Genomic DNA, 24,290 nt, shown 5'->3' on the forward strand with positions numbered 1-24,290 from the left:
GACGAAACATTGGGGAACAATATGCGTGAAACTCCCGGAACGACTAAAAAGGATAAGTATAAAGGGAAGTTGAAAAAGTCATCTGGTTTTATAAATGACTCGGCAATGATCAAATTCGTTAAAGATGTAAAAGACGGAGAGCCTGATCAATTCGATACGACAACTACGGGTGGATTTGTAAAAGAACTATTGACAAGAATAAAGAAAGTCGACGTAACCGGGTTGGGGTCACAACTCGCTTTCTTTTTCTTGTTATCTTTATTTCCTTTGCTCATTTTCTTGTTTACATTACTACCTTATTTAAATCTCGATCAAGCACAAATATTTCTTATGATTCGAGATTATGCACCAACGAGTGTTGCTTTACTAATTGAAGATACAGTGGGAGAAATATTAAACAACAGAAACAGTGGACTATTATCAATCGGCGCGCTTGCAACGGTTTGGACAGCTTCAAAAGGTATGAATGCCCTTACTAAAGCCTTAAACCTTTCTTATTATACACAAGAAACAAGGTCATTCGTTGTATCGCGGGCGATGTCTATAGTATTCACTCTTATGCTTATAGCCGTTTTATTGGTCGCACTTATTCTACCTGTGTTTGGTCAACAGATTGGAATGTTCGTATTTTCTTATCTTGGTTTGGCGGAAGGTTTTATTCACTTGTGGACTAGTTTGCGATGGGTTATTCCACCCGCCCTTATTTTCTTTGTGTTTTCACTTGTTTACTGGCTTGTACCGAATTTGAAGTTGCGCTTTAAAAGTATAATTCCAGGAGCAGTGTTTGCCACGGTAGGGTGGATTATAACGTCTCTTGGTTTTTCATACTATGTTGGTAATTACGGAAGCTATTCAAGTACGTACGGAAGCATCGGTGCGATTATCGTTTTAATGATGTGGTTATACTTTTCTGCAATTATTCTTATACTTGGCGGGCAAATAAATGCCGTCATGGCTGAAAGAAGAAGTAGCTATGCAAGCAAAAGTAACGGAAAATGTCGTCTAAATTAGAAATCGCTGAAAAACTTCTAAACATCAAGTAGATCTGTAGATAATATATAACACTCAGTCTATAAGCGTGAAGTTTTTCAGTGTGTTTTTTTAATATAGGACTTTACTATCAATTTAATAATAACGTAGTCAGAGTATTTACAATACATAAACTACGTGTTATGATTTGGTTAATCAATAAGAAAGGGAGGCCGTAGTGCATAGCCGAATTACTAAAAAGAAGGAGGCCATAGTGCATAGGCGAAGTTACTTTTAAAATTAGGGAGGGGATTCGTAAAAGTCTAGCGGTAACGTAATAGAGTACCTAAAGACAACTACGACTTATGGAAATAGCTAGTGAAGATTCAATTCATACGTAAAAGGCTCAGCCGTAATCTGGAATTCAGATTTTGACTGAGCCTTTTCGATTTTTCACTTTTCATATCTAAATTAATTGATCACTTCGTATGTTTCTTCAATAATTATAGAATCGATAACAGATTGAACCATTGCACAATTGTTCTTCGTGAGTTCCATCGCTTTTGAAACTTTCTCTTCTACAACTTTTTCTCCTTCGATGATGAAGTGAAGGTGAATCTTCTCAACTTTGTTTGCTTCGTCAGGATTGCGCACAACTTCTTTTACTTGAATGGAGATGTTTTCGGCAGGTATACGCATTTTTTCTAATATTTTTCGTAGCACGCCTCCACTGCATACAGCGATTGATGAAACTAGAAGTTGATAAGGTCTAAATCCATAAGAATCATCTGCGGAGATTGTAAGAGTTCCAAAAGATGTCTCTGTATTAAATCCGTTTGCGGTCATTTTAAATTCCATGTTTGAACACCTCCTTATGGTAGAATGATATCGTATTTAGGGCTACTTTGGGGGGAACAAGTATGGGTACTTTTACTGCGATTGAAAAAAGAAGGTTTTGGATTCTCGTTATCATTGTATCTATCTCAGGATTTTCTCAAGGTATGTTGTTGCCTCTTATTTCGGTCATTTTTGAACGCGATGGTGTTTCAAGCGCTTTAAATGGGTTAAATGCAACAGGTTTATACATAGGCACACTTTTAATATCGCCATTTATGGAAGCACCCCTTCGTCGATTTGGATATAAACCAATCATCGTAACGGGTGGAATATTCGTCTTTCTATCATTGCTTTTGTTTCCTCTTTGGAAAAGTATTGTATTTTGGTTCATCCTTAGATTGCTTATTGGAATAGGCGATCATGCACTCCACTTTGCTACGCAGACGTGGATTACAAGTTTTTCTCCCCAACAAGGACTCGGTAGAAATATTGCAATTTATGGATTGTCTTTCGGCCTTGGATTTGCAGTAGGTCCATTATTTGTTCCTCTTGTAAATGTGTTTGAAGGATTGCCATTTATCGTATCAGGGTTCCTTTGTCTATTTGCTTGGTCTCTTGTGTTTTTACTCAAAAATGATTTTCCGAATGTCATAAGTGGAAACACTATTGCTGGTGGTTTAATTGTACGGTTCAAAGGGACAATCGCTGTTGCATGGTTAGCTTTTCTTGGTCCGTTTGGGTATGGATTCCTTGAATCTTCGCTAAATGCAATCTATCCGATTTACGCGATAAGAAGTGGTATCGGAGTTACATCTGTGTCGTTATTTTTAGCTACATTTTCAGCGGGCGGAATCATTTCACAGTTGCCGCTAGGAATGCTTTCGGACCGTATGGGAAGACGTCCGGTTTTACTATTGGCACTAGGTGGAGGCGCGCTAGCATTTTTTGTAGCGAGCCACGTAGAAACTTCTACTATTGCAGTAATATGCGCATTTTTTACGGCTGGTCTTTTTGTCGGTTCAATCTATTCACTTGGAATATCTTATATGTCGGACCTTACACCTAAAGCGCTATTGCCAACCGGAAATCTTTTATGTGGTATTTTTTTCAGTCTAGGCAGTTTAATGGGGCCTTTCCTCGGTGGATTGTTTCTTGAGTTTGATGCGAGTTTTAGCTATCTCCTACTTATATCCTTATTTCTAGCAACGCTTTTTGTCGTTAGTATGATTGGAACAAGAAAAAAGTAGTGAATACGCATGAAAAAGCGTCCACAAAATGAAGTGGACGCTTTTTCTATTAAAGTGGCTTTCACCTTAAAATGGAGTCGATATTTTCATATTCCATAACAAGGTCATCGATTGAGCGGAATTCATAACCCGCTTTTTTCGCGTCTTGGATAAACGACGGAAGTGCTTCCGCATTGTCGGGTGACACAGTATGCATTAAAATAACGGCTCCTGGATGGAGTTGGTTCATCAGTTCATTGTAGGCGAAATCACGTCCGCGTGGCTTATCTGCATGCCAATCAACAAATGCGACAGACCAGAAAATATGTCTATAGCCTAACTTGTTTCCTGTTGCCAGTAGTTTTTCATTAAATGTCCCTTTTGGTGGTCTTGCATAGATTGTACGCTTCACTCCGGTTATTTCACGTAATTTCTTATCGAAACGACTCCATTCATCCTCAATCCCTTTTTCGGATAGATTTGCCATATTCGGATGGTCATAAGAATGATTCCCGATACCATGGCCATCTGCAACAATTCTTTTAACAAGTGGTGTTGCGCTTGTTAAATAATGTCCTGTGAGAAAAAATGTCGCCGGGGCTTCTTCTTTTTTTAATGTATCGAGAATCGATTCGGTGTAGCCATTTTCGTAGCCGTTATCAAATGTTAGATAAGCAATTTTTTCATCGGGTTTGCCTTTGTAAATGGCGCCATACTTATCAAGTAATGCATCAAAAGTACCGCCTGCATTTGGGGGCTCCCCTTCCGTAGCCTTTTTTAATCCCCAGTTGAACTCTTCGGCTTCCGCGGAATACGGGTTAAACACAATTCCAGCTAATACAATGACAGATGCAAATAAAATACCACGCCAATGCTGTTTGGTCATAAGAAAACGCAACCCTTCTTTTTGAGTAGGATGCGCTTATTCCATAATACTATTCGTTTCGTTTTAGTAAATCTTCCAAAGCAAGATCCAATGTTGGGAAAAGAAATTCAAAACCATTGTTTGTTAATACTTCGGGTAAAACATGTTGTCCTTTTAAAACGAGTGCACTTTTTTGTCCAAGTGCCAATTTCATTAAAATCGAAGGAACCGGAAACCAATGTGGGCGATGTAAAACCAATCCAATCGTTTTGCCGAACGATTTCATGCGCATAGGAAAAGGCGAAGTAACGTTAATTGGTCCGCTTAAAGCAGGCTTTTCAACAGCAAACGCAATTGCACGCGCAACGTCTTGCACATGTACCCAAGACATCCATTGCTCCCCGGAGCCAACCGTTCCACCGACAAACAACCGATAAGGCAAAACCATGAGTGGAAGTGCTCCACCGCCATTGCCAAGTACAACGCCAAACCTCACGAATGCTACACGTACTCCTTCGGCTTCAATTTGGGCCGCTTTTTTCTCCCAATCATGCACAGTTTTTGCTAGAAAGTCAGTAGCTATTTCTTTTGACTTTTCCGTATACACAGCCGTATTCGATACAGGATAAATACCAATTGCACTTGCGTTTACAAGAACGGATGGTTTCGTTGGAAGTACACAAAGAATTCGTAATAACTCATCAGTTGCAGTCATTCGACTAACGTAAATTTCCTTTTGATGTTGTGCTGTCCATCTTCCTTCATTAATCGAAACACCAGCAAGATTAATAAAGGCATCTGCATGTACGATTTCATTTTCCGGAAAGTCATTACTACCAAGCCACTTCACATATGAAATCTTCCCGTTAGTCTTTTTTTCTTTTCTAGAAAGGATAACGACTTCATGCCCTTTTTTTAGTAACGTATTTGTCAATGCTTTACCGATAAAACCTGAACCGCCCGCAATAACAATTTTCATCACTACACCTCCACGAACTTATTATAGTGGATAGCTGAACGCGTTAAGCTGAATCCGCAAGTAAGAACCTGTATACTAATAGAAAGTAAGGGGGGAAAGCGTGCCTATTATTACAAAAATAACACAACAAAAGAAAGATCTCGAACGATACAATATTTTCTTAGATGAAAAATATGCATTTAGTGTTCATGAAACGGTGCTTGTTAAATTTGGTCTTACGAAAGGGATGCCCCTTGAAGATTGGTCAATTGACGAAATGGTCTATGAAGATGAAGTGAGTAAAGCATTTAACCGTGGGCTTAATTATCTAAGTTTCAGAATGCGTAGCGAATTTGAAGTAAAGACGAAACTCCTTGATGCTGGACACGGTGAAGCCGTCGCACTTGAAGCACTTGTTAAATTAAAAAGGTTAGGGTTTCTAGATGATGAGAAGTTTTCTGAAGCACTTCTACAAACCCAGAAAAGAACGTCCAGTAGAGGTCCGAAGGCAATTCAACAGGAACTACAAAGAAAAGGAATTGAAAAAGGCTTGCAAGAGAAAATACTTGAATCTTATTCAGAAGATGAACAAGTAGAAGTTGCAAGGAAGTTGGCCGAAAAAGCAGCCGCTTCTAGCCGTTCAACACCGCCAAGGCAAGTTCAGCAAAAAATTCAAAATGCGTTGCTACGTAAAGGGTATTCATTTGATATTATTAAGCGTGCACTTGCAGAAATCGATTTTGAAAGAGAAGATGACGAATGGGAAGAAATTACGGAAGCTGTCGGTGAAAAAGCTTGGCGACTATACAAGTCTCGATTCAGCGGCATGGAACTTCATAACCGGGTGAAACAGGCGATGTATCAAAAAGGAATTTCATTTGATCGCATTGATCGCTTTATCGAGAAAAAGGAGAATGAGGAAGATGGAAGTTGAAAAAAAGTACAGTGAAATGAATGAGCATGAATTGCGTTCGGAAATAGGAAGATTGCGTGAAAAAGCTATAAAAGCAGAGCAACTTGGTATTTTAAACGAGTACGCAGTATATCAACGTAAAGCGGTAATGGCACAATCTTTCTTAATTGATCCCGCAACGATTGAACCGGGCGAAATTTATCGAATCGATGGCGATGAAGGAATGTTTTTTCACGTCGATTATTTAAAAGGTCATTTTGCATGGGGATATAGACTTGGTGGTGAACGCGCTGTCGAAGCTTTACCGATAGCGATGTTGAAATCCGTAAAAATAGGAAAGTAATAATTAATAGGCTAAAGACATTCCAGGAATGTCTTTAGCCTTAACTACTTATGAATTGGGGATGAAGTTTAGTTTTTTATTGAGCTTGTCTTCAGAGAAAATCCATCCCGTATACGAATTGATAATATTTAAATCGGAGTCAATATGTGCGACGGCAACGAAAGGGTAATAGCCTTTGCTACGGTACCGTAAGTCAATAAGGCGAACTTCGCTCAAGTCACCAACTTCTGTTACGCTCCATCTGTAAATTGGGGAGAAGGAAGTAAATGCAACGACGTTTTTATCTTGCATAGCTGCTTCGAATACTGGTGTGTTAGGCATTGGTTCTCTATCAAAGCGGTCATAAATATTGACTGAACGACCATATGCACGCCCGACATAATGGCAAGTCGGCGAGGACGCAGCGATTCTCCAATGGAAAAAGCGCATCGTCGGTGCAATATAAATATCGACTGCATCAGGTACTGTATTAAAAACCGATTGCTTAACTGCAGCTTTGACGGCGAACCGCAATAAATAATAAACGAATAGTATTGCATATAGGGTCGATATGGTAATGACAGGATCAGCACCGATAGCCCATATAGAAAGAGCTATAACATGCAAAATGAAAATAATAGGATCAAATGTATTAATAACCCCGATGGCGACCCAGCGATGCGAAAATGGGCGTAACGCCTGCGTTCCATAAGCATTAAAAATATCTACAAAGACGTGTAAAAATACCGCGAGAAATGTCCATGACCACAAATGTAATAGGCTTGCCTCGGGTATAAGAAAAGATAACAGTATTGTAATCAGAATAGGCCATAAAATAACGGCTGGAATCGAATGTGTAATACCCCGATGATGCCGTATGTAAATGGCATTATTTCTAAGTTTTAAGATCGTATCGACGTCTGGAATAAGCGAACCGATAACGACACCGGCAAGCACTGCACTCATTGTTGAAGGTTCGGCAATAACAACTGGGTCTACCATCGCAAGTCCTCCGAGTGCGATGCCCATAACGATATGTGTTCCTGTATCCAAATCATCAGCCCCTTTTGCAAGCAGTTCCTAGCGTGGAACAGGTTTTTAAGTTTTTTACCTACTTATTTGTACATACCCATTTTGAGGTAACGATAAGCATAGGCGTTTAAGGAGGAAAACATGCAAATAATAGAAAATAAAGTTGAATTTCGTGAAAATCTTCTTACATGGTATAAAAGAGAAAAAAGAGATTTACCATGGAGAAGAACGTCCAATCCATACTACATATGGGTGTCAGAAGTGATGCTGCAACAAACGCGTGTTGACACTGTTATCCCTTATTATGAACGTTTCATTGCAAAATATCCAACAATGGAGGCGCTTGCTAAAGCAGAAGAAAATGATTTACTGAAAATGTGGGAAGGGCTTGGGTATTATTCCCGTGCTAGAAATTTGCAGTCTGGTGTCCAAGAAGTTGTTGAAAGTTATGGTAGTAAAGTACCATCCAACCGTAAAGAAATTTCAACTTTAAAAGGAGTTGGCCCCTACACAGCTGGCGCCGTTCTTAGCATTGCATTTGGTATTCCCGAACATGCGGTTGATGGAAATGTGATGCGTGTTATTTCAAGACTTGTACTTATTGAAGCAGATATCGCCGTAGCAAGGAATAAAAAGATTTTTGAAGACGTTGTAATGGACCTTATTGATCCGTTAGATCCTTCTTCATTCAATCAAGGACTTATGGAACTTGGTGCAACAATCTGTACACCAAGGCCTAAATGTTTATTATGCCCTGTTCGTACGCATTGCTCTGCATTTCACGAAGGAAAACAAGAAGAACTTCCGGTTAAAACAAGAAAAGTTAAGAAGAAATTTATCCCTGTGGCATCTTTCGCAATTAAAAACGAAGAAGGAAAGTGGCTACTTGGACAGCGCCCGGAAAAAGGATTACTTGCGAACATGTGGGAATTTCCGATGGTTGAATTAACTGACGATAAAACGCCCGCCGAAACTTTTAAAGAACAATACGGTGTCGATTTGACAGAGCTATTTGATATAATAACGTTTAAGCATGTCTTTTCTCATTTAACATGGGAAATGAATAGCTTTCGGACAAGGTTGGCGGGGACCGAAAAGGTTCCCGAAGGTTTTCGTTTTTTCACGAAAGAGGAAGTGGAGGCATTACCGATGCCTGTACCTGTCTTGAAAATTTGGGAGGAACTTAAAAATGACTGAAAACAAAGTGGCAATGGTTACGGGAAGTTCTAGGGGTTTAGGGAAAGCACTAGCAATTGAGCTCGCAAAAAGTGGCTACGACATTGTTGTAAATTACGCACGTAGTAGGTCCGCAGCGGAAGAAACCGTTAAAGAAATTGAGGCACTTGGCAGAAAAGCAATTATGATTCGAGCAAATGTTGGCGACGTGAAAAAACTTCGCATAATGTTTGAGCAAGTTAAGGAAGAGTTTGGTCGTTTGGATGTATTTGTATCCAATGCAGCATCTGGTGTATTACGACCAATTATGGAATTAGAAGAATCGCATTGGGATTGGACGATGAACATTAATGCAAAAGCGATGTTATTCGGAGCCCAAGAAGCCGCAAAACTTATGGATAAAGGCGGAAAAATCATTGGGGTTAGTTCGCTCGGATCCATTCGTTACCTCGAAAACTATACAACGGTTGGCGTATCCAAAGCCGCCATTGAATCGCTAACACGTTACCTTGCTGTTGAACTTGCCCCAAAAGGAATTGCGGTTAACACGGTGTCGGGTGGTGCTCTTGATACCGAAGCATTGAAACATTTCCCAAATCGTGAAGAGCTTCTAGAAGATGCACGTATAAATACGCCAGCTGGTCGGATGGTTGAAGTTAACGATATGGTGAAAACAGCAATGTTCCTCATATCTGATGACTCAAACATGATTTGCGGGCAGACGATTATTGTAGACGGCGGTCGTTCAATTTTATTGTAACAATTTCCAGTGGAATAGAAAAATGCTTCTGTGCACATGATAGTTAGCACGGAGGTGAATGTCCATTGACTAAAAAGAACTCAAGTCAAACTGATTTGACAGAAGTGAGGAAACAACTTGCGCAATCACAACAGCAACAAATGCAAAATCAGAGCCAAATGCAAGAAGAATTTGGAGCTGAAACAGATGTGAATGAAGTGAAAAAGCAGGTTCAACAAGCTGAAGCGAACAAGAATAATGCTTCTGGCCAGTTTACAAATCAGTTCGAAAACGGCTCTAAATAAGTAAATGGATGAACATCACCGGTCGATAGAAGCATATGCTTCTATCGACTTTTTAATGGTTCCAATTGACGATTACTGGAAACGGGAATGGAAAGATTTCGACTTTCGTCGATATGTTGGTATAATAGGGGAATCATATAGCATCGAAATTTTCTGGTAACCAAAAGGTGGCGTTTAAAATGACTATTCCTACAGAAGGGGAACTAATCCAAGTACATAGTTACAAACATAACGGGCATATCCATCGTGTATGGCAAGAGACGATGGTACTAAAAGGAACTCGTAATATTGTAATTGGAGCAAATGAACGAACACTTGTAACAGAGGCAGACGGGCGTACATGGCTAACACGCGAGCCTTCAATTTGCTATTTTCATGCGGAACATTGGTTTAATATCATTTGCATGTTGCGCGAAGACGGAGTTTATTATTATGTGAATATGAGTTCACCGTTTGTCTATAATAATAAGTCACTTAAATACATTGATTACGATCTCGATGTGAAGGTATTTCCTGATATGAGTTACATGATTCTTGACGAAGACGAATATGAGGTTCATAGCAAGCAGATGAACTATCCAGAAGTAATTGACCAAATTTTGCGCAATAACCTTGACCGACTACTCGGTTGGATAAAACAACGGAGAGGGCCATTTGCTCCCGACTTTATCGAAGTTTGGACACAGAGATATGAATTCAATAAGCAAGTACGTGAAGACAAATGAAAGCTTGTCCGCAATGCGGCAAGCTTTTTTCAATAGTAGGAGGAAAGATTTATGGGTGACAGTATTAGAAGATATTTAAGATTTGTAAAGCCATACAATTGGCAAATTATATTCACCCTTTTCATTGGTATAATTAAGTTCGCAATCCCGCTGTTTATACCGATTTTAATTAAAATTGTAATTGATGATATTATAGGGTCGGAGACATTAACAGCGGAAGAAATGACACGACAACTATTTTATTGGCTTGGGGGAACGGTCCTTCTATTCTTTCTCATTCGTCCGCCCGTTGAATACTACCGACAATATTATGCTCAGTACGTAAGTAACAAAATTTTATATGACATTCGGAAAGAGCTGTATTCACATTTACAAAAGCTAAGTTTGCGCTATTATTCGAACACACGTGCAGGAGAAGTGATTTCGCGCGTTATTAACGACGTAGAACAAACAAAAAACTTTGTCATGATAGGTCTTATGAATGTGTGGCTTGACTTGGCAACTATTCTAATTGCGATTGCAATTATGTTGACGATGGATGTTCCGCTCACGCTTATTACATTACTAGCGTTTCCATTTTACGCATTCAGTGTAAAACATTTCTTTGGCAAACTGCGTGAATTAACGAGAAAAAGATCGCAAGCACTTGCAAATGTTCAAAGCTATTTGCATGAACGAGTTGCAGGTGTCAGTGTTATTAAAAGCTTTACCCTTGAGAAAGAGGAACAGAAGCGTTTTGATGAAACAAATGAAAACTTCCTTGAAAAGGCAATTGATCATACGAAATGGAATGCAAAGGCATTCGCTGTTGTGAACACGATTACAGATGTCGCACCGCTGCTCGTCATTACTTATGCTGGATATCAAGTGATTAATGGCGATTTATCGGTTGGAACGATGGTTGCATTTATCGCATTTATTGATCGTTTGTACAGTCCATTACGCAGGCTTGTGAACTCTTCAACATCGCTTACTCAGTCATTTGCTTCTATGGATCGTGTTTTTGAACTGATGGAAGAGAAGTATGATATTACTGATAAAGAAGATGCGATTGTACTACCCCAAATCGAAGGGGAATTGGAGTTCGACAAAGTAAGCTTCGCTTATGACGAAGACGGTGAAACTATTTTGAAAGATGTCAATTTCACGGTCAATCCCGGTGAGACGATTGCGTTGGTTGGGATGAGTGGTGGCGGAAAGTCGACAATTGTCAGTTTGGTTCCACGTTTTTTTGATATTGCTGATGGCAGTATTCGAATCGATGGTCATGACATACGCGATGTACACATAAAATCGCTGCGCGATCAAATCGGCATTGTGATGCAAGATAATATTCTTTTTAGCGATTCGGTAAAAAGTAATATATTGATGGGAAAACCAGATGCGACAGATGAGGAAGTAATTTTTGCCGCCAAAGCAGCGAACGCACATGACTTTATCGAAGAGTTCTCGCTAGGGTATGATACGTTGGTCGGAGAGCGTGGCGTCAAGTTGTCGGGTGGGCAAAAACAACGGATAGCAATTGCCCGTGTGTTTTTGAAAAATCCTCCACTTTTAATTCTAGATGAAGCAACTTCCGCTCTTGATTTGGAAAGCGAATCACTTATTCAAGATTCACTTGCAAGACTTGCAAGCGATCGAACGACACTTATTGTCGCCCATAGATTATCTACGATTACACATGCAGATGCTATTTTAGTCATTGATGATGGTGAAGTGAAAGAAAAAGGGACACATGATGAATTAATGGAAAGGCAAGGCATATACTATGACCTATTTCAAATTCAACAATTAGGATGAAAGTGAAACATATTGACTACTACATGCCGAATTCGGTTTGTGGTAGTTTTTTTATGGGTTAACTATCCTAAATGAAAAAGAGTGTTGTAATTAGTAGAAAAGTCCGTATAATTAAAAATAATAGGCTAAATATTCTAAAACATTAAATACACCAAAAAGGGTGATCTGATGGGTGAAAGAAAAAAAGTTCTCCAAGTAAATGACTTGCAGACTACCTTTTTTACTGATTCGGGGGGGATTCCGGCAGTTGACCATATCGACTTTTATGTCAAAGGGGGAGAAGTTTTAGGCATCGTAGGGGAATCGGGCTGCGGTAAAAGTGTCACCTCTTTGTCAATCATGGGACTCGTTCCAAGTCCACCTGGAAAAGTTGTTGGTGGTGAAATCTTGTATGGTAACCGGGATTTGCTGAAAGTATCGGAAAAAGAAATGAGACGCATCCGTGGAAATGACATTGCGATGATTTTTCAAGAACCGATGACATCGTTAAATCCATTATTTACGATTGGTAATCAGATGATAGAAGCGATACGTATCCACGAAAAAAAATGGTCTAAAAAGAAAGCGCTTACACGTGCCGTCGAGATGCTAAAGTTGGTTGGTCTTCCTCGTGCGGAAGATATGATGAATGACTATCCCCATCAACTGTCTGGTGGTATGAGACAGCGGGTTATGATTGCGATGGCGCTCGTCTGTGATCCAAAAGTACTTATTGCCGATGAACCGACAACTGCACTGGATGTAACTATTCAGGCACAAATATTGAAGTTAATGCGAGAGTTAAATACCCGGTTGAATACAGCAGTTATTCTTATTACTCACGACTTGGGCGTCGTTGCAGAAACTTGTGAGCGAGTTATTGTTATGTATGCGGGACAAATTATTGAAGAAGCGCCGGTTCGGACGATTTTCAATAACCCCGAACATCCATATACGAAAGGGCTTATTCAGTCTGTTCCAGATATGAGATATAAGAAAGACCGTCTCTATTCAATTCCTGGAAACGTTCCAAAGCCAGGTAGTGTGAAAAGTGGCTGTAGATTTGCGTCCCGTTGTGAGTTTGTGTTTGATCGTTGCCTCCAAGAAAACCCTGAGTTATATGGGACATCGTATGATCATAAGACACGATGCTTCTTATACGCTGAGGAAGGAGTGGAGACCGATGATAAAGCCCTTATTGAAAGTTGACGGCTTAAAAAAGTACTTTCCCGTTAAAAAAGGGTTGCTTGCACGAACGGTCGGCCACGTCAAAGCGGTGGATGATGTGTCATTTTACGTGAACAAGGGAGAAACACTTGGAATCGTGGGAGAATCGGGATGTGGTAAATCGACGACGGGGCGAATGCTTCTGCGTCTTCTCGAACCGACCGAAGGAAAAGTAGAATTCGATGGAAAAGATTTAACATCTTTATCATCTGGTGAGATGCGAAAAGTAAGAAGTGATATACAAATGGTATTTCAGGATCCTTATGCATCGCTGAATCCTCGCCATACGATTGAAAAAATATTAGGAGAACCGTTATTAGTTCATGGGGTGAAAAGTGCTAAAGAGCGTAGAAGAAAAGTCCATGAGTTTTTAAAAGTAGTTGGACTAAACGCTGATCACGCAAAAAGGTATCCGCACCAGTTTAGTGGAGGACAAAGGCAAAGAATTGGAATCGCGCGAGCGCTTATGACGAATCCGAAGTTAATCATCGCGGATGAACCGGTATCTGCTCTGGACGTATCTATTCAAGCACAAGTTCTTAATCTGATGCAGGATTTACAGAAGGAATACAACTTGACTTATATTTTTATAGCCCATGACCTAGGCGTTGTTCGTCATATTAGCGATCGAGTCGGGGTCATGTACCTCGGTAAAATAGTGGAAATGGCAGAGAGCGAAACTATGTATGCAAATCCTTTGCATCCTTATACACAAGCGCTACTTTCAGCTGTGCCCGTACCAGATCCAGATTTTGAGAAGAAAGAAATTCTTCTCGAAGGGGATATTCCAAATCCAGCGGATCCACCTACGGGTTGTATGTTTCATACGCGTTGTCCATATAAGATGGATATTTGTACAACGGTTATTCCGCAACTGCAAGAAATGGACAAAGGTCATTCTGTCGCTTGTCATCTTTACGGTGAAGAAGGCGGCAATGATATAAAAAATGATGGAGGGGTCTTATGAAGAAAAATAAGTTTTGGTTATTTTTGTTACTACTTCTTCTCGTACTATCTACTGCTCTTGCAGCATGTTCACAAGATGGCGGGACTAGCGGAGACGATGTAAAGAAAGATGATGGCAAAAAAGATTCCACAGAAGTTAAAGAGGATGGAGACAAAGTTGATACATTGGTCTTTGGTCGAGGTGGAGATTCAACATCGCTTGACCCGTCAAGGGTGACAGAGGGAGAGACATTTAAAGTAACTGTCAACCTTTTTGAAACGCTACTTAATTTTGGGGAACAAGATACAACAATCCAACCAGGTCTTGCGAAATCATGGGACCCTTCAGAAGATGGTTTGACGTATACGTTTGAACTAGAGGAAGGCGTTAAGTTCCATGACGGTACTGATTTTAACGCAGATGCTGTTGTTGCAAACTTTGAACGTTGGGCAAATGGGGATGCGGATACATTCCCGTACTATAACTCGATGTTCGGTGGATTCAAAGGCGATGAAGGCCACGTAATTAAGTCTGTAACAGCTGAGGGCGATCATACGGTTATTATTCAATTAACTCGTCCACAAGCTCCATTTCTTAAAAATATAGCGATGAGTATGTTTGCAATCGCGAGCCCTACTGCAATTGAAGAGTTCGGAGATAAGTTCGATAGTAACCCTGTCGGGACAGGCCCATTCAAATTTGTAGATTGGAAACGAAATGACTCCATTACAATTGAAAAAAACGAAGAGTATTGGCAAGATGGATTACCAAAACTGAACCGCGTTATTTTTAAGTCAATTCCAGATAACAATGCGCGTCTAAATGCATTGGTTGCTGGAGATATCGATTTGGCAGATGGTATTAATCCATCGGACGGTATTGCAATCGAAGCTGATTCAAACTTGCAGCTTTTCGAACGTCCATCTATGAACATTGGATATTTGGGACTCACAGTAACCCGTCCACCGTTCGATAAAAAAGAAGTACGCCAAGCGATGAACTATGCAATCGATAAACAATCAATTATTGACGCATTCTTTGAAGGACGTGCCGAAAGTGCGAAAAATCCGATGCCGCCATCCATTTCTGGATACAATGACGACATCGAAGAATATCCATTCGATCCTGAAAAAGCGAAAGAACTTCTTAAAGAAGCAGGCCTTGAAGACGGTTTCACTATGGAACTATGGGCAATGCCTGTACCACGTCCGTACATGCCAGACGGAGGGAAAGTTGCTGAAGTTATTCAGAAAAACCTCGCTGATGTAGGCATCACTGCTGAAATCAAGTCATTTGAATGGGCAACGTATCTTGATTTGGCAAGTAAGGGAGAGGCTGACGCATTCATGCTTGGTTGGACAGGTGACAACGGCGATGCGGACAACTTCTTATATGTTCTATTAGATGAAGATAATATTGGAAGTAATAACTATACGTATTTCAAAAATGATGAGATGCATGACCTCTTTATAGAGGCGCAAACTGAAGTAGATGAAGAGAAACGTACTGATCTTTATAAAAAAGCACAAGAAATTATTCATGAAGAAGCTCCGTGGGTACCACTTGCCCACTCTATCCCGCTTCTTGGTGGTTCGGCAGATTTAACTGGATTCGTACCACATCCGACGGGTTCAGACCTACTATCAAATGTAGAATTTAAGTAATAGGTAAAGAGGGAGGAAGTCAGTAAGATTTCCTCTTTTTCTTTTTCTATATTATTCAAATACATATAAGTACAGTTAGAGAGGTGAAAGCGCTTGCTCAGCTATATAGGGAAAAGATTGTTACAACTTATTCCTGTTTTGCTTGGAATGACGTTTATTGTTTTTATGATTATTCGTGCAATTCCAGGAAATCCAGCGCAAGTTATTCTCGGTCAGCAAGCCACCGCAGAGGCGGTAGCGGCATTGACGACGAAACTTGGTCTCGACAAGCCGTGGTACACTCAGTATTTCGACTATCTTGGGGCTATATTAAAAGGCGATCTCGGGGAATCAATGAGGACACGAACACCAGTCGCGGATGAGTTATGGCCCTATTTAGCGGCTACATTTGAACTTGCCTTATTTGCAATTATTATCGCAATCGTTGTCGGCATTAATGCTGGAATTGTTTCAGCTTGGTTTCAAAACTCGTGGTTTGATTATACTGCAATGATTCTTGCACTTATTGGTGTATCGATGCCGATTTTTTGGTTAGGCCTTATGGGACAATGGGTTTTCGCGTTGGAATTATCTTGGTTACCGACGACAGGTCGCGAAGAAGTAAGGGCCCCTGTCACCGCTATAACTAATTTATATGTTTTAGATACGATTATTCAAGGGCGGTTTGACCAATTGTGGCAAGTGCTACGACATCTAATTTTGCCGGGATTAGCCCTTGCTACAATACCGATGGCAATTATCGCACGGATGACACGGTCAAGTATGCTTGAAGTGATGCGGTCGGATTATGTTCGTACGGCACGGGCAAAGGGACAAAAAATGTTTTGGGTTGTTTATAAACATGCGTTAAAAAATGCGATTATTCCTGTTTTAACAATAATCGGTTTGCAAATGGGAATGCTTTTAGGCGGTGCCATTTTAACCGAAACAATCTTTGCTTGGCCTGGTGTCGGACGCTATATTTACGATGCGATTAGTTATCGTGATTATCCGGTTATTCAGTCAGGAATACTCGTTATTGCGTTTTTCTTTGTCATGATTAATTTAGTAGTCGATTTGTTGTACAGTTTAATTGATCCGAGGATTAAATATGAGTAAGGAAGGGGGAGGTAGCTATGTCTGAACTTGCACCGAAAGTGGATGGGGTTACTGAAAAAGAAATTGGACAGTCATCCGGACCTTGGCGTGAAGCATGGAACGGTTTTAAGAAGAGTAAAGTAGCGGTAGTTGGTGCTGTTATAGTGTTCTTCTTCATCCTCCTTGCCATTTTTGGTCCTTATATTGCACATGAAGGTATTAATGATCAAGTGTTGGCTGATCGATTATTGCCCCCTTCAGCTGAATTTTGGTTAGGGACGGATGATCTTGGAAGGGACATCTTTTCGAGAATTATCCACGGTGCCCGTATTTCTTTATGGGTTGGATTTTCTTCAGTTATTGGCTCGGTCGTCGTTGGAAGCGCACTTGGTATCATCGCTGGGTATTACGGCCGTTGGGTAGATACGATTATTTCACGTTTTTTCGATATCATGCTTGCGTTTCCTTCTATATTACTTGCGATTGCCATTATTTCGGTACTCGGACCTTCATTACAAAACGCGCTTATTGCGATTGCAATTATTAACGTACCGAATTTTGGACGGTTAATTCGTTCGAAAGTGTTGAGTATTAAAGAAGATGAATATATAACCGCGGCAAAAGGAATAGGGATGAGAGATGCCCGAATTCTATTTTCACATATCTTACCAAACTCAATGGCACCGGTTATTGTTCAAGGAACACTTGCGGTTGCGACTGCAATACTTGAAGCGGCGGCATTAGGATTTCTAGGACTTGGTGCACAAGCTCCGATGCCAGAATGGGGTAAGATGCTTGCGGATGCACAAAACTATCTTAAAACAGCCCCTTGGACAATGGTTTTCCCGGGACTTGCGATTATGCTCACCGTACTCGGTTTTAACTTAATGGGTGACGGTTTACGTGATGCACTTGACCCAAGGATGAAAAACTAAAAAAACGTTACTCCCATGAAGTTGCGGGAGTAACGTTTTTTATATATGTTGAAATAAAGAATCCCACCAAAAACGCTTTCGGATGCTTTTGCTAGATTGGTGTTTTAACCTACCTAGTTTAGTAAATTTCATCTTTTAATTTCATATTTAATTCGTTTTCATGATGCTTTTGGACAGAGATAATGAGCAGATCAAGATGCTCGAGTTGTTCTTCATAATTCAATATCGCGGACAATACATGCAACAGATGATAGGCAGAGAACTCTTCTTCTTCTTTCGTTAAGGCAATCTCTTTTGCGAAAATCTCCATCACTTCATGTCGCTGTAAATAATCTTCTTTTGAATCAGTAGTCAAACTTTCATTTTTTAATTTCCCGACGAATTTCAGGTGCAATTGTTCGTGATAAGTTAGAAGTGCATCAAGTCTTTCTTGCACCATCATTCGAAAGTGTTCGGGCAAATTGATAAGCTCATTTTCATATTTATGAAGTCTTTTTAACACATCGAAACTACTTTTTGAAGTGGCAACCATCTGCCTATATATAACTAATTTCCTTGCTTTCACTCGTGAAGACTTTTTAAAATAACTTCGTTCTTCTTTGAATAATAGAAACGTTTGATCGACTTGAGTAAGTCGGTCTTTCAATTTTCGTATCGACTTTTTTGTTGCGATATGTTCAGAAGCTTGCCTTCCTACAAGACGCGTCCATCGAATAATTTCATCTTGTGCTTGATGAATCGACTGGAAAAGTTTCGTTTCATATTTTGGCGGCATGAACAGTAAGTTGACTAAAAATGCTGCAAGTACACCAATAACAATTGTACTGAAACGCAGAAGGGCATACATCAGAAATTCATCGCCACGAATTTCCATAATAGCAATCATCATGACAAGTGCCATTGAGATAGATGCTTCTAACTTCAATTTGTTCATAATCAAAATAATGATGACAGCAGCTAAACCAATAACGACGAGTTGGTGGCCAAATATCAGTACGAAAGTAATGGCTACAATTGCTCCGATTACGTTTCCTTGAATCTGTTCAATAATTCTCAAATAAGAGCGGTAAATAGAAGGTTGAATCGCGAAAACAGCTGCAATTCCCGCAAATACTGTTTGCGGTAGGTGGAGTAATTCAGCTACGAATAAAGCCAACACAATCGCAACACCTGTTTTAATGATGCGAGCACCAAGTCTCATTCGATTTTTCCTTTCTGTTTATGAGCTGTTTACGACTACTCTAACGTAGTCTAAAGATCCGGTCAATCACTCTTAATAGTTGCTAGTTCCTTAAATGATTTATCTACAGCTACAAGCGTTTTGTTAATATCTTCTTCCGTATGCGCTATCGTCAAGAACCATGCTTCATACTTGGAAGGTGCAAGGTTTATACCGTTTTTAAGCATGAGTTTAAAGAACTTAGCGAATACATCGCCATCGGTCAATTCGGCTTGCTCATAGTTTTCAACTTTTTCGTCTGTAAAGAACAGAGTAAGTGCACCACCGAGTCGATTTGTTGTTAACGTAATACCGTGTTCGCATGCTGACTGTAAAACACCGGCTTCAAGTATTGCACCTAGGCGATCCATCTCATCATATATGCCAGGTTGTTGTAGTACTTCCAAACAAGCGATTCCGGCAAGCATAGAAGCAGGATTTCCGGCCATTGTTCCGGCTTGGTAAGCGGGACCTAGTGGTGCAACTTGTTCCATTATTTCTTTTTTGCCGCCGTATGCGCCAATTGGTAAGCCTCCACCGATAATTTTTCCTAGCGCTGTTAAGTCAGGTGTTAAGCCAAGCATGTTTTGTGCACCGCCGTAATGGAATCGGAATGCTGTTATTACTTCATCATAAACAATTAGGGCGCCTTTGTCAGCGGCAAGTTCGTGTACAAGCTCCAAGAATCCTTCATTGGGTTCAACGATACCGAAATTCCCGACGATTGGTTCAACAAGAACACATGCGATTTCATCTCCCCATTTGTTCATTGCTTCTATATAAGCATCGGGATTGTTAAATGGAATTGTAATTACTTCTTCAGCAGTTGCTTTTGGTACACCAGCTGAGTCCGGTGTGCCGAGCGTCGCGGGACCAGATCCGGCTGCAACGAGTACAAGGTCAAAGTGTCCGTGGTAACAACCTGCGAACTTCATAATTTTTGTGCGTCCAGTGTATGCTCTTGAAACGCGAATCGTTGTCATAACGGCTTCTGTTCCCGAATTGACGAAGCGAACTTTATCCATTCCTGGCATTGCTTCTTTCAGCATTTTAGCAAACTTTACTTCATGCTTTGTTGGTGTTCCGTAAAGAACGCCTGTTTCAGCCGCTTTCACAATGGATTTTGTAATATGGGGATGTGCGTGTCCTGTAATGATTGGTCCATATGCTGCAAGATAGTCGATGTACTTATTGCCGTCAACGTCCCAAAAATAGGCCCCTTTAGCCCGTTCCATTACTGTCGGCGAACCGCCGCCAACTGCCCGATACCCACGAGAAGGACTGTTAACTCCTCCTACGATATGTTCACATGCTTCTTCATAAATTTCTTTTGACTGATTTCTGTTCATTTGATTTCCTCCGTTCATTTCTACGCTCTTTCTATTCTAAACAAAACTTAGGCAATACGCCAAAGAAATTGAACATGACAGTCTTGTACGGTACGATTGAGATGAGAGTTTATCGATATTTTTCAATTAAAAAAATGGGGGAATGCGAAATGACTACGTTTGAAGGAATGCAAGCACCGAATTTTACATTGCTTAATGAAAAAGATGAACAAGTATCATTGGCAGACTATGCTGGCAAAAAACATGTTATTCTTTATTTTTATCCAAAAGATGCAACACCGGGTTGCACGACTCAAGCATGTGATTTCAGGGATGCACATGAAGAGTTTAGTGAGTTAGACGCGGTTATTCTTGGAGTAAGTCCAGATAGCGGAGTCTCGCACGGGAAGTTTATTGAAAAGAAGGGGTTACCTTTTTCTCTTCTTGTAGATGAAGACCATGCCGTTGCGGAAAAATACGAAGTTTGGAAATTGAAAAAGATGTTCGGTAAAGAGTATATGGGAATTGAACGATCCACATTTTTAATAGACCCAGCCGGGGTAATTGTGAAAGAATGGCGAAAAGTGAAAGTGAAAGGTCATATTGAAGAAGCGTTATCGACATTAAAACAATTAACAAATTCTTAAAAAGGAGGGGTGTGAGATGGAGGTTGTTTTCACATTCGATATAAAGGACTACCAGAAAGAGGAACTGAAAACGAAGTTTCCTGAACTAACGATTCATTTCAAAAAGAAAGATGCGGAGATTGAAGTTGGAAATGCAGATGTGCTTGTTACATACGGTGGAGACGTGGATGCTTCGTTACTCAATCAGGCGGAATCGCTTAAGTGGATTATGGTTGCATCTGCTGGAGTTGAGAAAATGCCCCTTGCAGAAATTGCGGAACGAAATATTGTTCTGACAAACGTACGGGGCATTCACAAAACACCGATGGCAGAATCTGTACTTGCGCATATATTGGCTCTTCGACGATCCCTTCCACTTATCTATGAACGCAAAGAAACAAAGGAATGGGGTAGGGGAATTCGTTCTTCGGAATTAAAAGATTCCACAGCACTTATATTGGGGCCTGGTGCAATTGGTTCGGAAATTGGTAGGTTGCTTCAAGCGTTTGGCGTTCGCACAATTGGTTGCAATCGATCAGGACGCAAAGCAGCGTCCATGGACGAAACGATTATCTTCAACGAGCTTATGCATAAGCTACCTAAAGCGGACTATGTGATATCGGTTTTACCTAGTACGCCGGAAACGAAGAAACTACTTACAGCGGAACACTTCGCTGCAATGAAGGAAACAGCAGTCTTTATGAACTTTGGCCGTGGAGACCTTGTTGACGAAAACGTTCTTATAGACGTTCTGAAAAATAATGTAATAGAGCATGCAGTGCTAGATGTGTTTGAAGTTGAACCTTTACCCGTAGCAAGCGAGTTTTGGACATTAGAGAATTGCACGATATCGCCTCATATTTCGGGTCTGTCTAGTAAGTATGTAGAACGAGCATTAGTCATATTTGATGAGAATATGGAGAAGTGGTTGAAAGATGATCCCGATTTAGTGAATAAGATCGATTTGAATACGGGTTATTGAAGGAGACCTTTTTAGGAGATAGTAAATGAAATCGACATCGCTTCGCTTGACAGTCGTGCCCAATTTTAAGTACACTATTGATAACGATTACAAAGTAGTAATTAATATGAATTGAGGTGCATAGCGATGTCTAAGGTCAAATTGAAAGACGCGCTGGACACGTTGAAAAATAAGGGAGTAAGAATTACCCCGCAAAGACATGCCATTTTAGAGTATCTTGTTTCATCTAAGTCACATCCAACGGCTGATGAAATATATAAAGCACTAGCACTAGATTTTCCTAATATGAGTGTTGCGACCGTTTATAATAATCTTCGAGTCTTTCGTGGCACGGGTCTTGTTAAGGAACTTACGTATGGTGACGCTTCAAGCCGTTTTGATTTTGTGACACATGATCATTATCATATAATTTGTGATGATTGTGGAACAATTGTTGACTTTCATTATCCGGGACTAGAGGAAGTCGAACACTTGGCTTCTCACGTAACTGATTTTAAAGTGAATTCACATCGGATGGAAGTCTATGGTACATGTCCAGCATGTGCTGCAAAGGAAGTTAGTGTAAAATAAAAAACATCCGGTTAGATCTTCAATGGAAGATTTACCGGATGTTTTTTTATTTTGTTTTGCTTTTTGAGTTTGATTTCTGTGGTCGATTGTATGCTACGTCAAACTCTTTGCCTTCTAGAGTGGGATCAAGAGTAAGTGGTTCGCGGCAATGACCGCACATGTCAACTCGACCAAGCATTTTTGTTTGTTTTCCACAGTTTGGACAGACTATTTGAGTGGCCTTTGTAGAGAGTAAACCAATCCATGCATATACAACTGTGCTTGCAATAACAGCTAGTACCCCTAGGAACATGAATATGAGCATGACGATTTCATGTTTTCTAAAGAAAATTCCGAGATACATAATGACAACGCCGATAAAGATTAACGAAAGAGCGAAAGTTCGTATCCGGTTAATCTTATTTTTATATGGTTTCACGTAAAAATACCTCCTTGTATATCCTTAGTTACTATATCATATATTTTCTTTTTCGCGTTATTAATGGGGCTTGCTTGAAGGATATTGTACGATTGTTGTCGAAAGTAAGTTGAGATGGAGGTGTTTAAGTGGAACAAGTATTAAGACCGATATATCAAGAACGAGCAAGTTCGCCCGAAACCCTTGGAGTCGTCCTCGTTGAGAAAAGGGTGAAAGGAGATCCAATCACCGATACGTTTGATGCAATCCTCCTGATTGTTACTGCTGATGAAGAATTTCCTATACTTACAAAACATTACGCAGACAGTACTGGAAAAGCTGCAATGCATGTTATTAGTGAAAGCCAACTAAGGAAATGGCTTCTTGTTGGTTCGAGACGTAAAGTGATTGATTGGCTTTTTGACGGCAAAGTTTATTTTGATCGAAATGAATTCATTGAAAACCTTAAAGTTGAATTTCCTTTTTACGGTCGAAAAATAAGAATGGGTTTGGAATTTTCCAAGTTAGTTCGTTCCTATATGGAAGGAAAAACTTTTTTCGAACAAAAAGACTATATGGATGCATACAATCATGTAGTGAATTCACTTCAGCATCTTGCTAGGCTCGCGGTTATTGAAAACGGACTTTTTCCGGAAATGACAGTGTGGTCTCAGGTGAAGAAAATAGATCCGGCTATTTACAAACTATATGAAGAGCTAATCATGAGTGAGGAGCCCCTAGAGAAGCGACTAGAACTTCTATTTCTCGCTAGTGAATTTTTCATTCATAATAGAACGGCGGATGGGGCAGAACATATTATAGATGTGATGTCTAAACAGGAGCAATGGGAAATTCAAGAACTTCATGAAAACAAAGAGTTACAGATGTATTCGATTGATCTTGAAGTCTTTATCGAGTTTCTTGTTGATAAAGGATTTATTGAAGTGGTCCAAACTGAATCTAAAAATGAAATGATTTTTCATAGAAACTATAAGACTAGCTGAATGCTAACGAGGTAAAGGGGCGACTATATGTCGTCTTTTTTTTATGAGTTGACAGTTTGGCTAATAGTATGTTATTCTAATATTTGTCGCTTGGGAGAACAAACCTAAGAAAGACAGTGAAAAAGTATTTTTAAATAGTTGTTGACTTCCTGAAGAGGAAGAGTTATATTAGAGAAGTTGCCGTTACAACTGCAACAAACACAATAACAAATGAACCTTGAAAACTGAACAGCAAAACGTCAACTAAGCGTTTAAGTGAACTTCGCTTAAACAGCTTACAACTCGGAACACTTCGGTGAACAGAGTATAAACGTTTCTAATGTAAGTCGATTTCCGTCGAACGAACAGAAACAAAGGAGAGGAATTCAATTCCTCTTTGCTAGCAAGAAATGAGCTATTCATTTTCTTCTATTATGGAGAGTTTGATCCTGGCTCAGGACGAACGCTGGCGGCATGCCTAATACATGCA

At 40.1% G+C, this 24,290-nt stretch carries 26 protein-coding genes and 1 rRNA gene; 20 read left to right on the forward strand and 7 right to left on the reverse strand.

The genetic code is table 11. The annotated features are described in order from the left end of the window. Nucleotides 1-9: 9 nt before the first annotated feature. Entirely contained in the window at nt 10-1,011 is a 1,002-nt protein-coding gene (locus KSU66_RS17370; RefSeq protein ID WP_269052724.1) for a YihY/virulence factor BrkB family protein, read from the forward strand. Between the two features lie 429 nt (nt 1,012-1,440). On the opposite strand, the gene KSU66_RS17375 is transcribed toward KSU66_RS17370, so the two are convergent. After that, nucleotides 1,441-1,827, reverse strand: coding sequence for an OsmC family protein (locus tag KSU66_RS17375; protein ID WP_269052725.1), 387 nt, complete (start codon nt 1,825-1,827; stop codon nt 1,441-1,443). A gap of 62 nt (nt 1,828-1,889) precedes the next feature. Here KSU66_RS17375 and KSU66_RS17380 point away from each other — a divergent pair, with 62 nt between their 5' ends. Further along, nucleotides 1,890-3,053: an MFS transporter gene (locus tag KSU66_RS17380; RefSeq protein WP_269052726.1), complete on the forward strand. Its 1,164-nt coding sequence runs from the start codon at nt 1,890-1,892 to the stop codon at nt 3,051-3,053. Nucleotides 3,054-3,114: 61 nt separating this feature from the next. Here the strand turns inward: KSU66_RS17380 and KSU66_RS17385 are convergent, their stop codons facing one another. Continuing rightward, nucleotides 3,115-3,918: a polysaccharide deacetylase family protein gene (locus KSU66_RS17385; RefSeq protein WP_269052727.1), complete on the reverse strand. Its 804-nt coding sequence runs from the start codon at nt 3,916-3,918 to the stop codon at nt 3,115-3,117. Nucleotides 3,919-3,967: 49 nt separating this feature from the next. Further along, the gene (locus tag KSU66_RS17390; protein ID WP_269052728.1) at nt 3,968-4,876 is read right to left on the reverse strand and encodes a TIGR01777 family oxidoreductase; all 909 of its coding nucleotides are present in this window, start codon (nt 4,874-4,876) and stop codon (nt 3,968-3,970) included. 100 nt (nt 4,877-4,976) lie between these two features. Here KSU66_RS17390 and recX point away from each other — a divergent pair, with 100 nt between their 5' ends. Both recX and KSU66_RS17400 read left to right on the forward strand, forming a co-directional pair. Continuing rightward, on the forward strand, nt 4,977-5,789 hold the full coding sequence (gene recX, locus KSU66_RS17395) for a recombination regulator RecX (protein WP_269052729.1): 813 nt from the start codon (nt 4,977-4,979) through the stop codon (nt 5,787-5,789). Continuing rightward, nucleotides 5,779-6,111 (forward strand): YfhH family protein, encoded by a 333-nt coding sequence (locus KSU66_RS17400; RefSeq protein WP_269052730.1) that lies wholly within the window; start codon nt 5,779-5,781, stop codon nt 6,109-6,111. The genes recX and KSU66_RS17400 overlap by 11 nt, the downstream gene beginning before the upstream one ends. A 48-nt stretch (nt 6,112-6,159) precedes the next feature. Here KSU66_RS17400 and KSU66_RS17405 read toward each other — a convergent pair whose 3' ends face one another. Further along, nucleotides 6,160-7,143, reverse strand: coding sequence for a metal-dependent hydrolase (locus KSU66_RS17405; RefSeq protein ID WP_269052731.1), 984 nt, complete (start codon nt 7,141-7,143; stop codon nt 6,160-6,162). 120 nt (nt 7,144-7,263) lie between these two features. Here KSU66_RS17405 and mutY point away from each other — a divergent pair, with 120 nt between their 5' ends. From mutY to KSU66_RS17460, 11 genes are all read left to right on the forward strand, one after another. After that, nucleotides 7,264-8,319, forward strand: coding sequence for an A/G-specific adenine glycosylase (mutY, locus tag KSU66_RS17410; protein ID WP_269052732.1), 1,056 nt, complete (start codon nt 7,264-7,266; stop codon nt 8,317-8,319). Then, nucleotides 8,312-9,058, forward strand: a complete 747-nt coding sequence (fabL, locus tag KSU66_RS17415) for an enoyl-[acyl-carrier-protein] reductase FabL (protein ID WP_269052733.1) — start codon at nt 8,312-8,314, stop codon at nt 9,056-9,058. Before mutY ends, fabL begins: the two co-directional genes overlap by 8 nt. Before the next feature lie 65 nt (nt 9,059-9,123). Further along, nucleotides 9,124-9,342 carry a gamma-type small acid-soluble spore protein gene (locus KSU66_RS17420; protein WP_269052734.1) on the forward strand — a complete coding sequence of 73 codons (219 nt, stop codon included), beginning with the start codon at nt 9,124-9,126 and terminating at the stop codon, nt 9,340-9,342. 4 nt (nt 9,343-9,346) lie between these two features. Further along, nucleotides 9,347-9,502, forward strand: coding sequence for a hypothetical protein (locus KSU66_RS17425; RefSeq protein ID WP_269052735.1), 156 nt, complete (start codon nt 9,347-9,349; stop codon nt 9,500-9,502). 19 nt (nt 9,503-9,521) lie between these two features. After that, nucleotides 9,522-10,067 (forward strand): nucleoside tri-diphosphate phosphatase, encoded by a 546-nt coding sequence (ntdP, locus tag KSU66_RS17430; RefSeq protein ID WP_269052736.1) that lies wholly within the window; start codon nt 9,522-9,524, stop codon nt 10,065-10,067. 51 nt (nt 10,068-10,118) lie between these two features. Next, nucleotides 10,119-11,867: an ABC transporter ATP-binding protein gene (locus KSU66_RS17435; RefSeq protein WP_269052737.1), complete on the forward strand. Its 1,749-nt coding sequence runs from the start codon at nt 10,119-10,121 to the stop codon at nt 11,865-11,867. Nucleotides 11,868-12,035: 168 nt separating this feature from the next. After that, complete coding sequence (locus tag KSU66_RS17440; RefSeq protein ID WP_269052738.1) at nt 12,036-13,055, forward strand: ABC transporter ATP-binding protein; 1,020 nt, start codon at nt 12,036-12,038, stop codon at nt 13,053-13,055. Continuing rightward, nucleotides 13,030-14,040, forward strand: a complete 1,011-nt coding sequence (locus KSU66_RS17445) for an ABC transporter ATP-binding protein (protein ID WP_269052739.1) — start codon at nt 13,030-13,032, stop codon at nt 14,038-14,040. Before KSU66_RS17440 ends, KSU66_RS17445 begins: the two co-directional genes overlap by 26 nt. Then, the gene (locus KSU66_RS17450) at nt 14,037-15,683 is read left to right on the forward strand and encodes an ABC transporter substrate-binding protein (protein WP_269052740.1); all 1,647 of its coding nucleotides are present in this window, start codon (nt 14,037-14,039) and stop codon (nt 15,681-15,683) included. Before KSU66_RS17445 ends, KSU66_RS17450 begins: the two co-directional genes overlap by 4 nt. A gap of 93 nt (nt 15,684-15,776) precedes the next feature. After that, nucleotides 15,777-16,781: an ABC transporter permease gene (locus KSU66_RS17455; RefSeq protein ID WP_269052741.1), complete on the forward strand. Its 1,005-nt coding sequence runs from the start codon at nt 15,777-15,779 to the stop codon at nt 16,779-16,781. Nucleotides 16,782-16,798: 17 nt separating this feature from the next. Beyond that, nucleotides 16,799-17,695: an ABC transporter permease gene (locus tag KSU66_RS17460; RefSeq protein ID WP_269052742.1), complete on the forward strand. Its 897-nt coding sequence runs from the start codon at nt 16,799-16,801 to the stop codon at nt 17,693-17,695. Nucleotides 17,696-17,813: 118 nt separating this feature from the next. On the opposite strand, the gene KSU66_RS17465 is transcribed toward KSU66_RS17460, so the two are convergent. Further along, nucleotides 17,814-18,896 (reverse strand): FUSC family protein, encoded by a 1,083-nt coding sequence (locus KSU66_RS17465; RefSeq protein ID WP_269052743.1) that lies wholly within the window; start codon nt 18,894-18,896, stop codon nt 17,814-17,816. Between the two features lie 62 nt (nt 18,897-18,958). Continuing rightward, complete coding sequence (locus KSU66_RS17470; protein ID WP_269052744.1) at nt 18,959-20,263, reverse strand: glutamate-1-semialdehyde 2,1-aminomutase; 1,305 nt, start codon at nt 20,261-20,263, stop codon at nt 18,959-18,961. A gap of 149 nt (nt 20,264-20,412) precedes the next feature. Here KSU66_RS17470 and bcp point away from each other — a divergent pair, with 149 nt between their 5' ends. From bcp to perR, 3 genes are all read left to right on the forward strand, one after another. Further along, a complete protein-coding gene (gene bcp, locus KSU66_RS17475; RefSeq protein WP_269052745.1) occupies nt 20,413-20,889 on the forward strand; it encodes a thioredoxin-dependent thiol peroxidase in 477 nt (158 codons plus the stop codon). A 16-nt stretch (nt 20,890-20,905) separates the two neighbouring features. Then, complete coding sequence (locus tag KSU66_RS17480) at nt 20,906-21,850, forward strand: D-2-hydroxyacid dehydrogenase (protein ID WP_269052746.1); 945 nt, start codon at nt 20,906-20,908, stop codon at nt 21,848-21,850. 126 nt (nt 21,851-21,976) lie between these two features. Continuing rightward, on the forward strand, nt 21,977-22,420 hold the full coding sequence (gene perR / locus KSU66_RS17485; protein WP_269052747.1) for a peroxide-responsive transcriptional repressor PerR: 444 nt from the start codon (nt 21,977-21,979) through the stop codon (nt 22,418-22,420). Nucleotides 22,421-22,466: 46 nt separating this feature from the next. On the opposite strand, the gene KSU66_RS17490 is transcribed toward perR, so the two are convergent. Next, a complete protein-coding gene (locus KSU66_RS17490; protein ID WP_269052748.1) occupies nt 22,467-22,838 on the reverse strand; it encodes a YgzB family protein in 372 nt (123 codons plus the stop codon). A gap of 128 nt (nt 22,839-22,966) precedes the next feature. Here KSU66_RS17490 and KSU66_RS17495 point away from each other — a divergent pair, with 128 nt between their 5' ends. Together KSU66_RS17495 and KSU66_RS17500 are read left to right on the forward strand one after the other, a co-directional pair. Next, nucleotides 22,967-23,821, forward strand: coding sequence for a nucleotidyltransferase-like protein (locus KSU66_RS17495; RefSeq protein WP_269052749.1), 855 nt, complete (start codon nt 22,967-22,969; stop codon nt 23,819-23,821). A gap of 410 nt (nt 23,822-24,231) precedes the next feature. Next, nucleotides 24,232-24,290 (forward strand): 16S ribosomal RNA (locus tag KSU66_RS17500); the annotation flags it as partial.

Source organism: Sporosarcina sp. G11-34 (assembly GCF_026931025.1).

Bases quoted from the DNA above. Each gene is read 5' to 3' on its own strand.
- KSU66_RS17380 (WP_269052726.1), top strand. From the start codon at position 1,890: ATGGGTACTTTTACTGCGATTGAAAAAAGAAGGTTTTGGATTCTCGTT.
- KSU66_RS17435 (WP_269052737.1), top strand. From the start codon at position 10,119: ATGGGTGACAGTATTAGAAGATATTTAAGATTTGTAAAGCCATACAAT.
- KSU66_RS17425 (WP_269052735.1), top strand. From the start codon at position 9,347: ATGGATGAACATCACCGGTCGATAGAAGCATATGCTTCTATCGACTTT.
- KSU66_RS17460 (WP_269052742.1), top strand. From the start codon at position 16,799: ATGTCTGAACTTGCACCGAAAGTGGATGGGGTTACTGAAAAAGAAATT.
- KSU66_RS17465 (WP_269052743.1), bottom strand. From the start codon at position 18,896: ATGAGACTTGGTGCTCGCATCATTAAAACAGGTGTTGCGATTGTGTTG.
- KSU66_RS17375 (WP_269052725.1), bottom strand. From the start codon at position 1,827: ATGGAATTTAAAATGACCGCAAACGGATTTAATACAGAGACATCTTTT.
- fabL (WP_269052733.1), top strand. From the start codon at position 8,312: ATGACTGAAAACAAAGTGGCAATGGTTACGGGAAGTTCTAGGGGTTTA.
- ntdP (WP_269052736.1), top strand. From the start codon at position 9,522: ATGACTATTCCTACAGAAGGGGAACTAATCCAAGTACATAGTTACAAA.
- bcp (WP_269052745.1), top strand. From the start codon at position 20,413: ATGACTACGTTTGAAGGAATGCAAGCACCGAATTTTACATTGCTTAAT.
- KSU66_RS17400 (WP_269052730.1), top strand. From the start codon at position 5,779: ATGGAAGTTGAAAAAAAGTACAGTGAAATGAATGAGCATGAATTGCGT.
- KSU66_RS17385 (WP_269052727.1), bottom strand. From the start codon at position 3,918: ATGACCAAACAGCATTGGCGTGGTATTTTATTTGCATCTGTCATTGTA.
- KSU66_RS17440 (WP_269052738.1), top strand. From the start codon at position 12,036: ATGGGTGAAAGAAAAAAAGTTCTCCAAGTAAATGACTTGCAGACTACC.
- KSU66_RS17390 (WP_269052728.1), bottom strand. From the start codon at position 4,876: ATGAAAATTGTTATTGCGGGCGGTTCAGGTTTTATCGGTAAAGCATTG.
- KSU66_RS17445 (WP_269052739.1), top strand. From the start codon at position 13,030: ATGATAAAGCCCTTATTGAAAGTTGACGGCTTAAAAAAGTACTTTCCC.
- mutY (WP_269052732.1), top strand. From the start codon at position 7,264: ATGCAAATAATAGAAAATAAAGTTGAATTTCGTGAAAATCTTCTTACA.
- KSU66_RS17470 (WP_269052744.1), bottom strand. From the start codon at position 20,263: ATGAACAGAAATCAGTCAAAAGAAATTTATGAAGAAGCATGTGAACAT.
- perR (WP_269052747.1), top strand. From the start codon at position 21,977: ATGTCTAAGGTCAAATTGAAAGACGCGCTGGACACGTTGAAAAATAAG.
- KSU66_RS17480 (WP_269052746.1), top strand. From the start codon at position 20,906: ATGGAGGTTGTTTTCACATTCGATATAAAGGACTACCAGAAAGAGGAA.
- KSU66_RS17450 (WP_269052740.1), top strand. From the start codon at position 14,037: ATGAAGAAAAATAAGTTTTGGTTATTTTTGTTACTACTTCTTCTCGTA.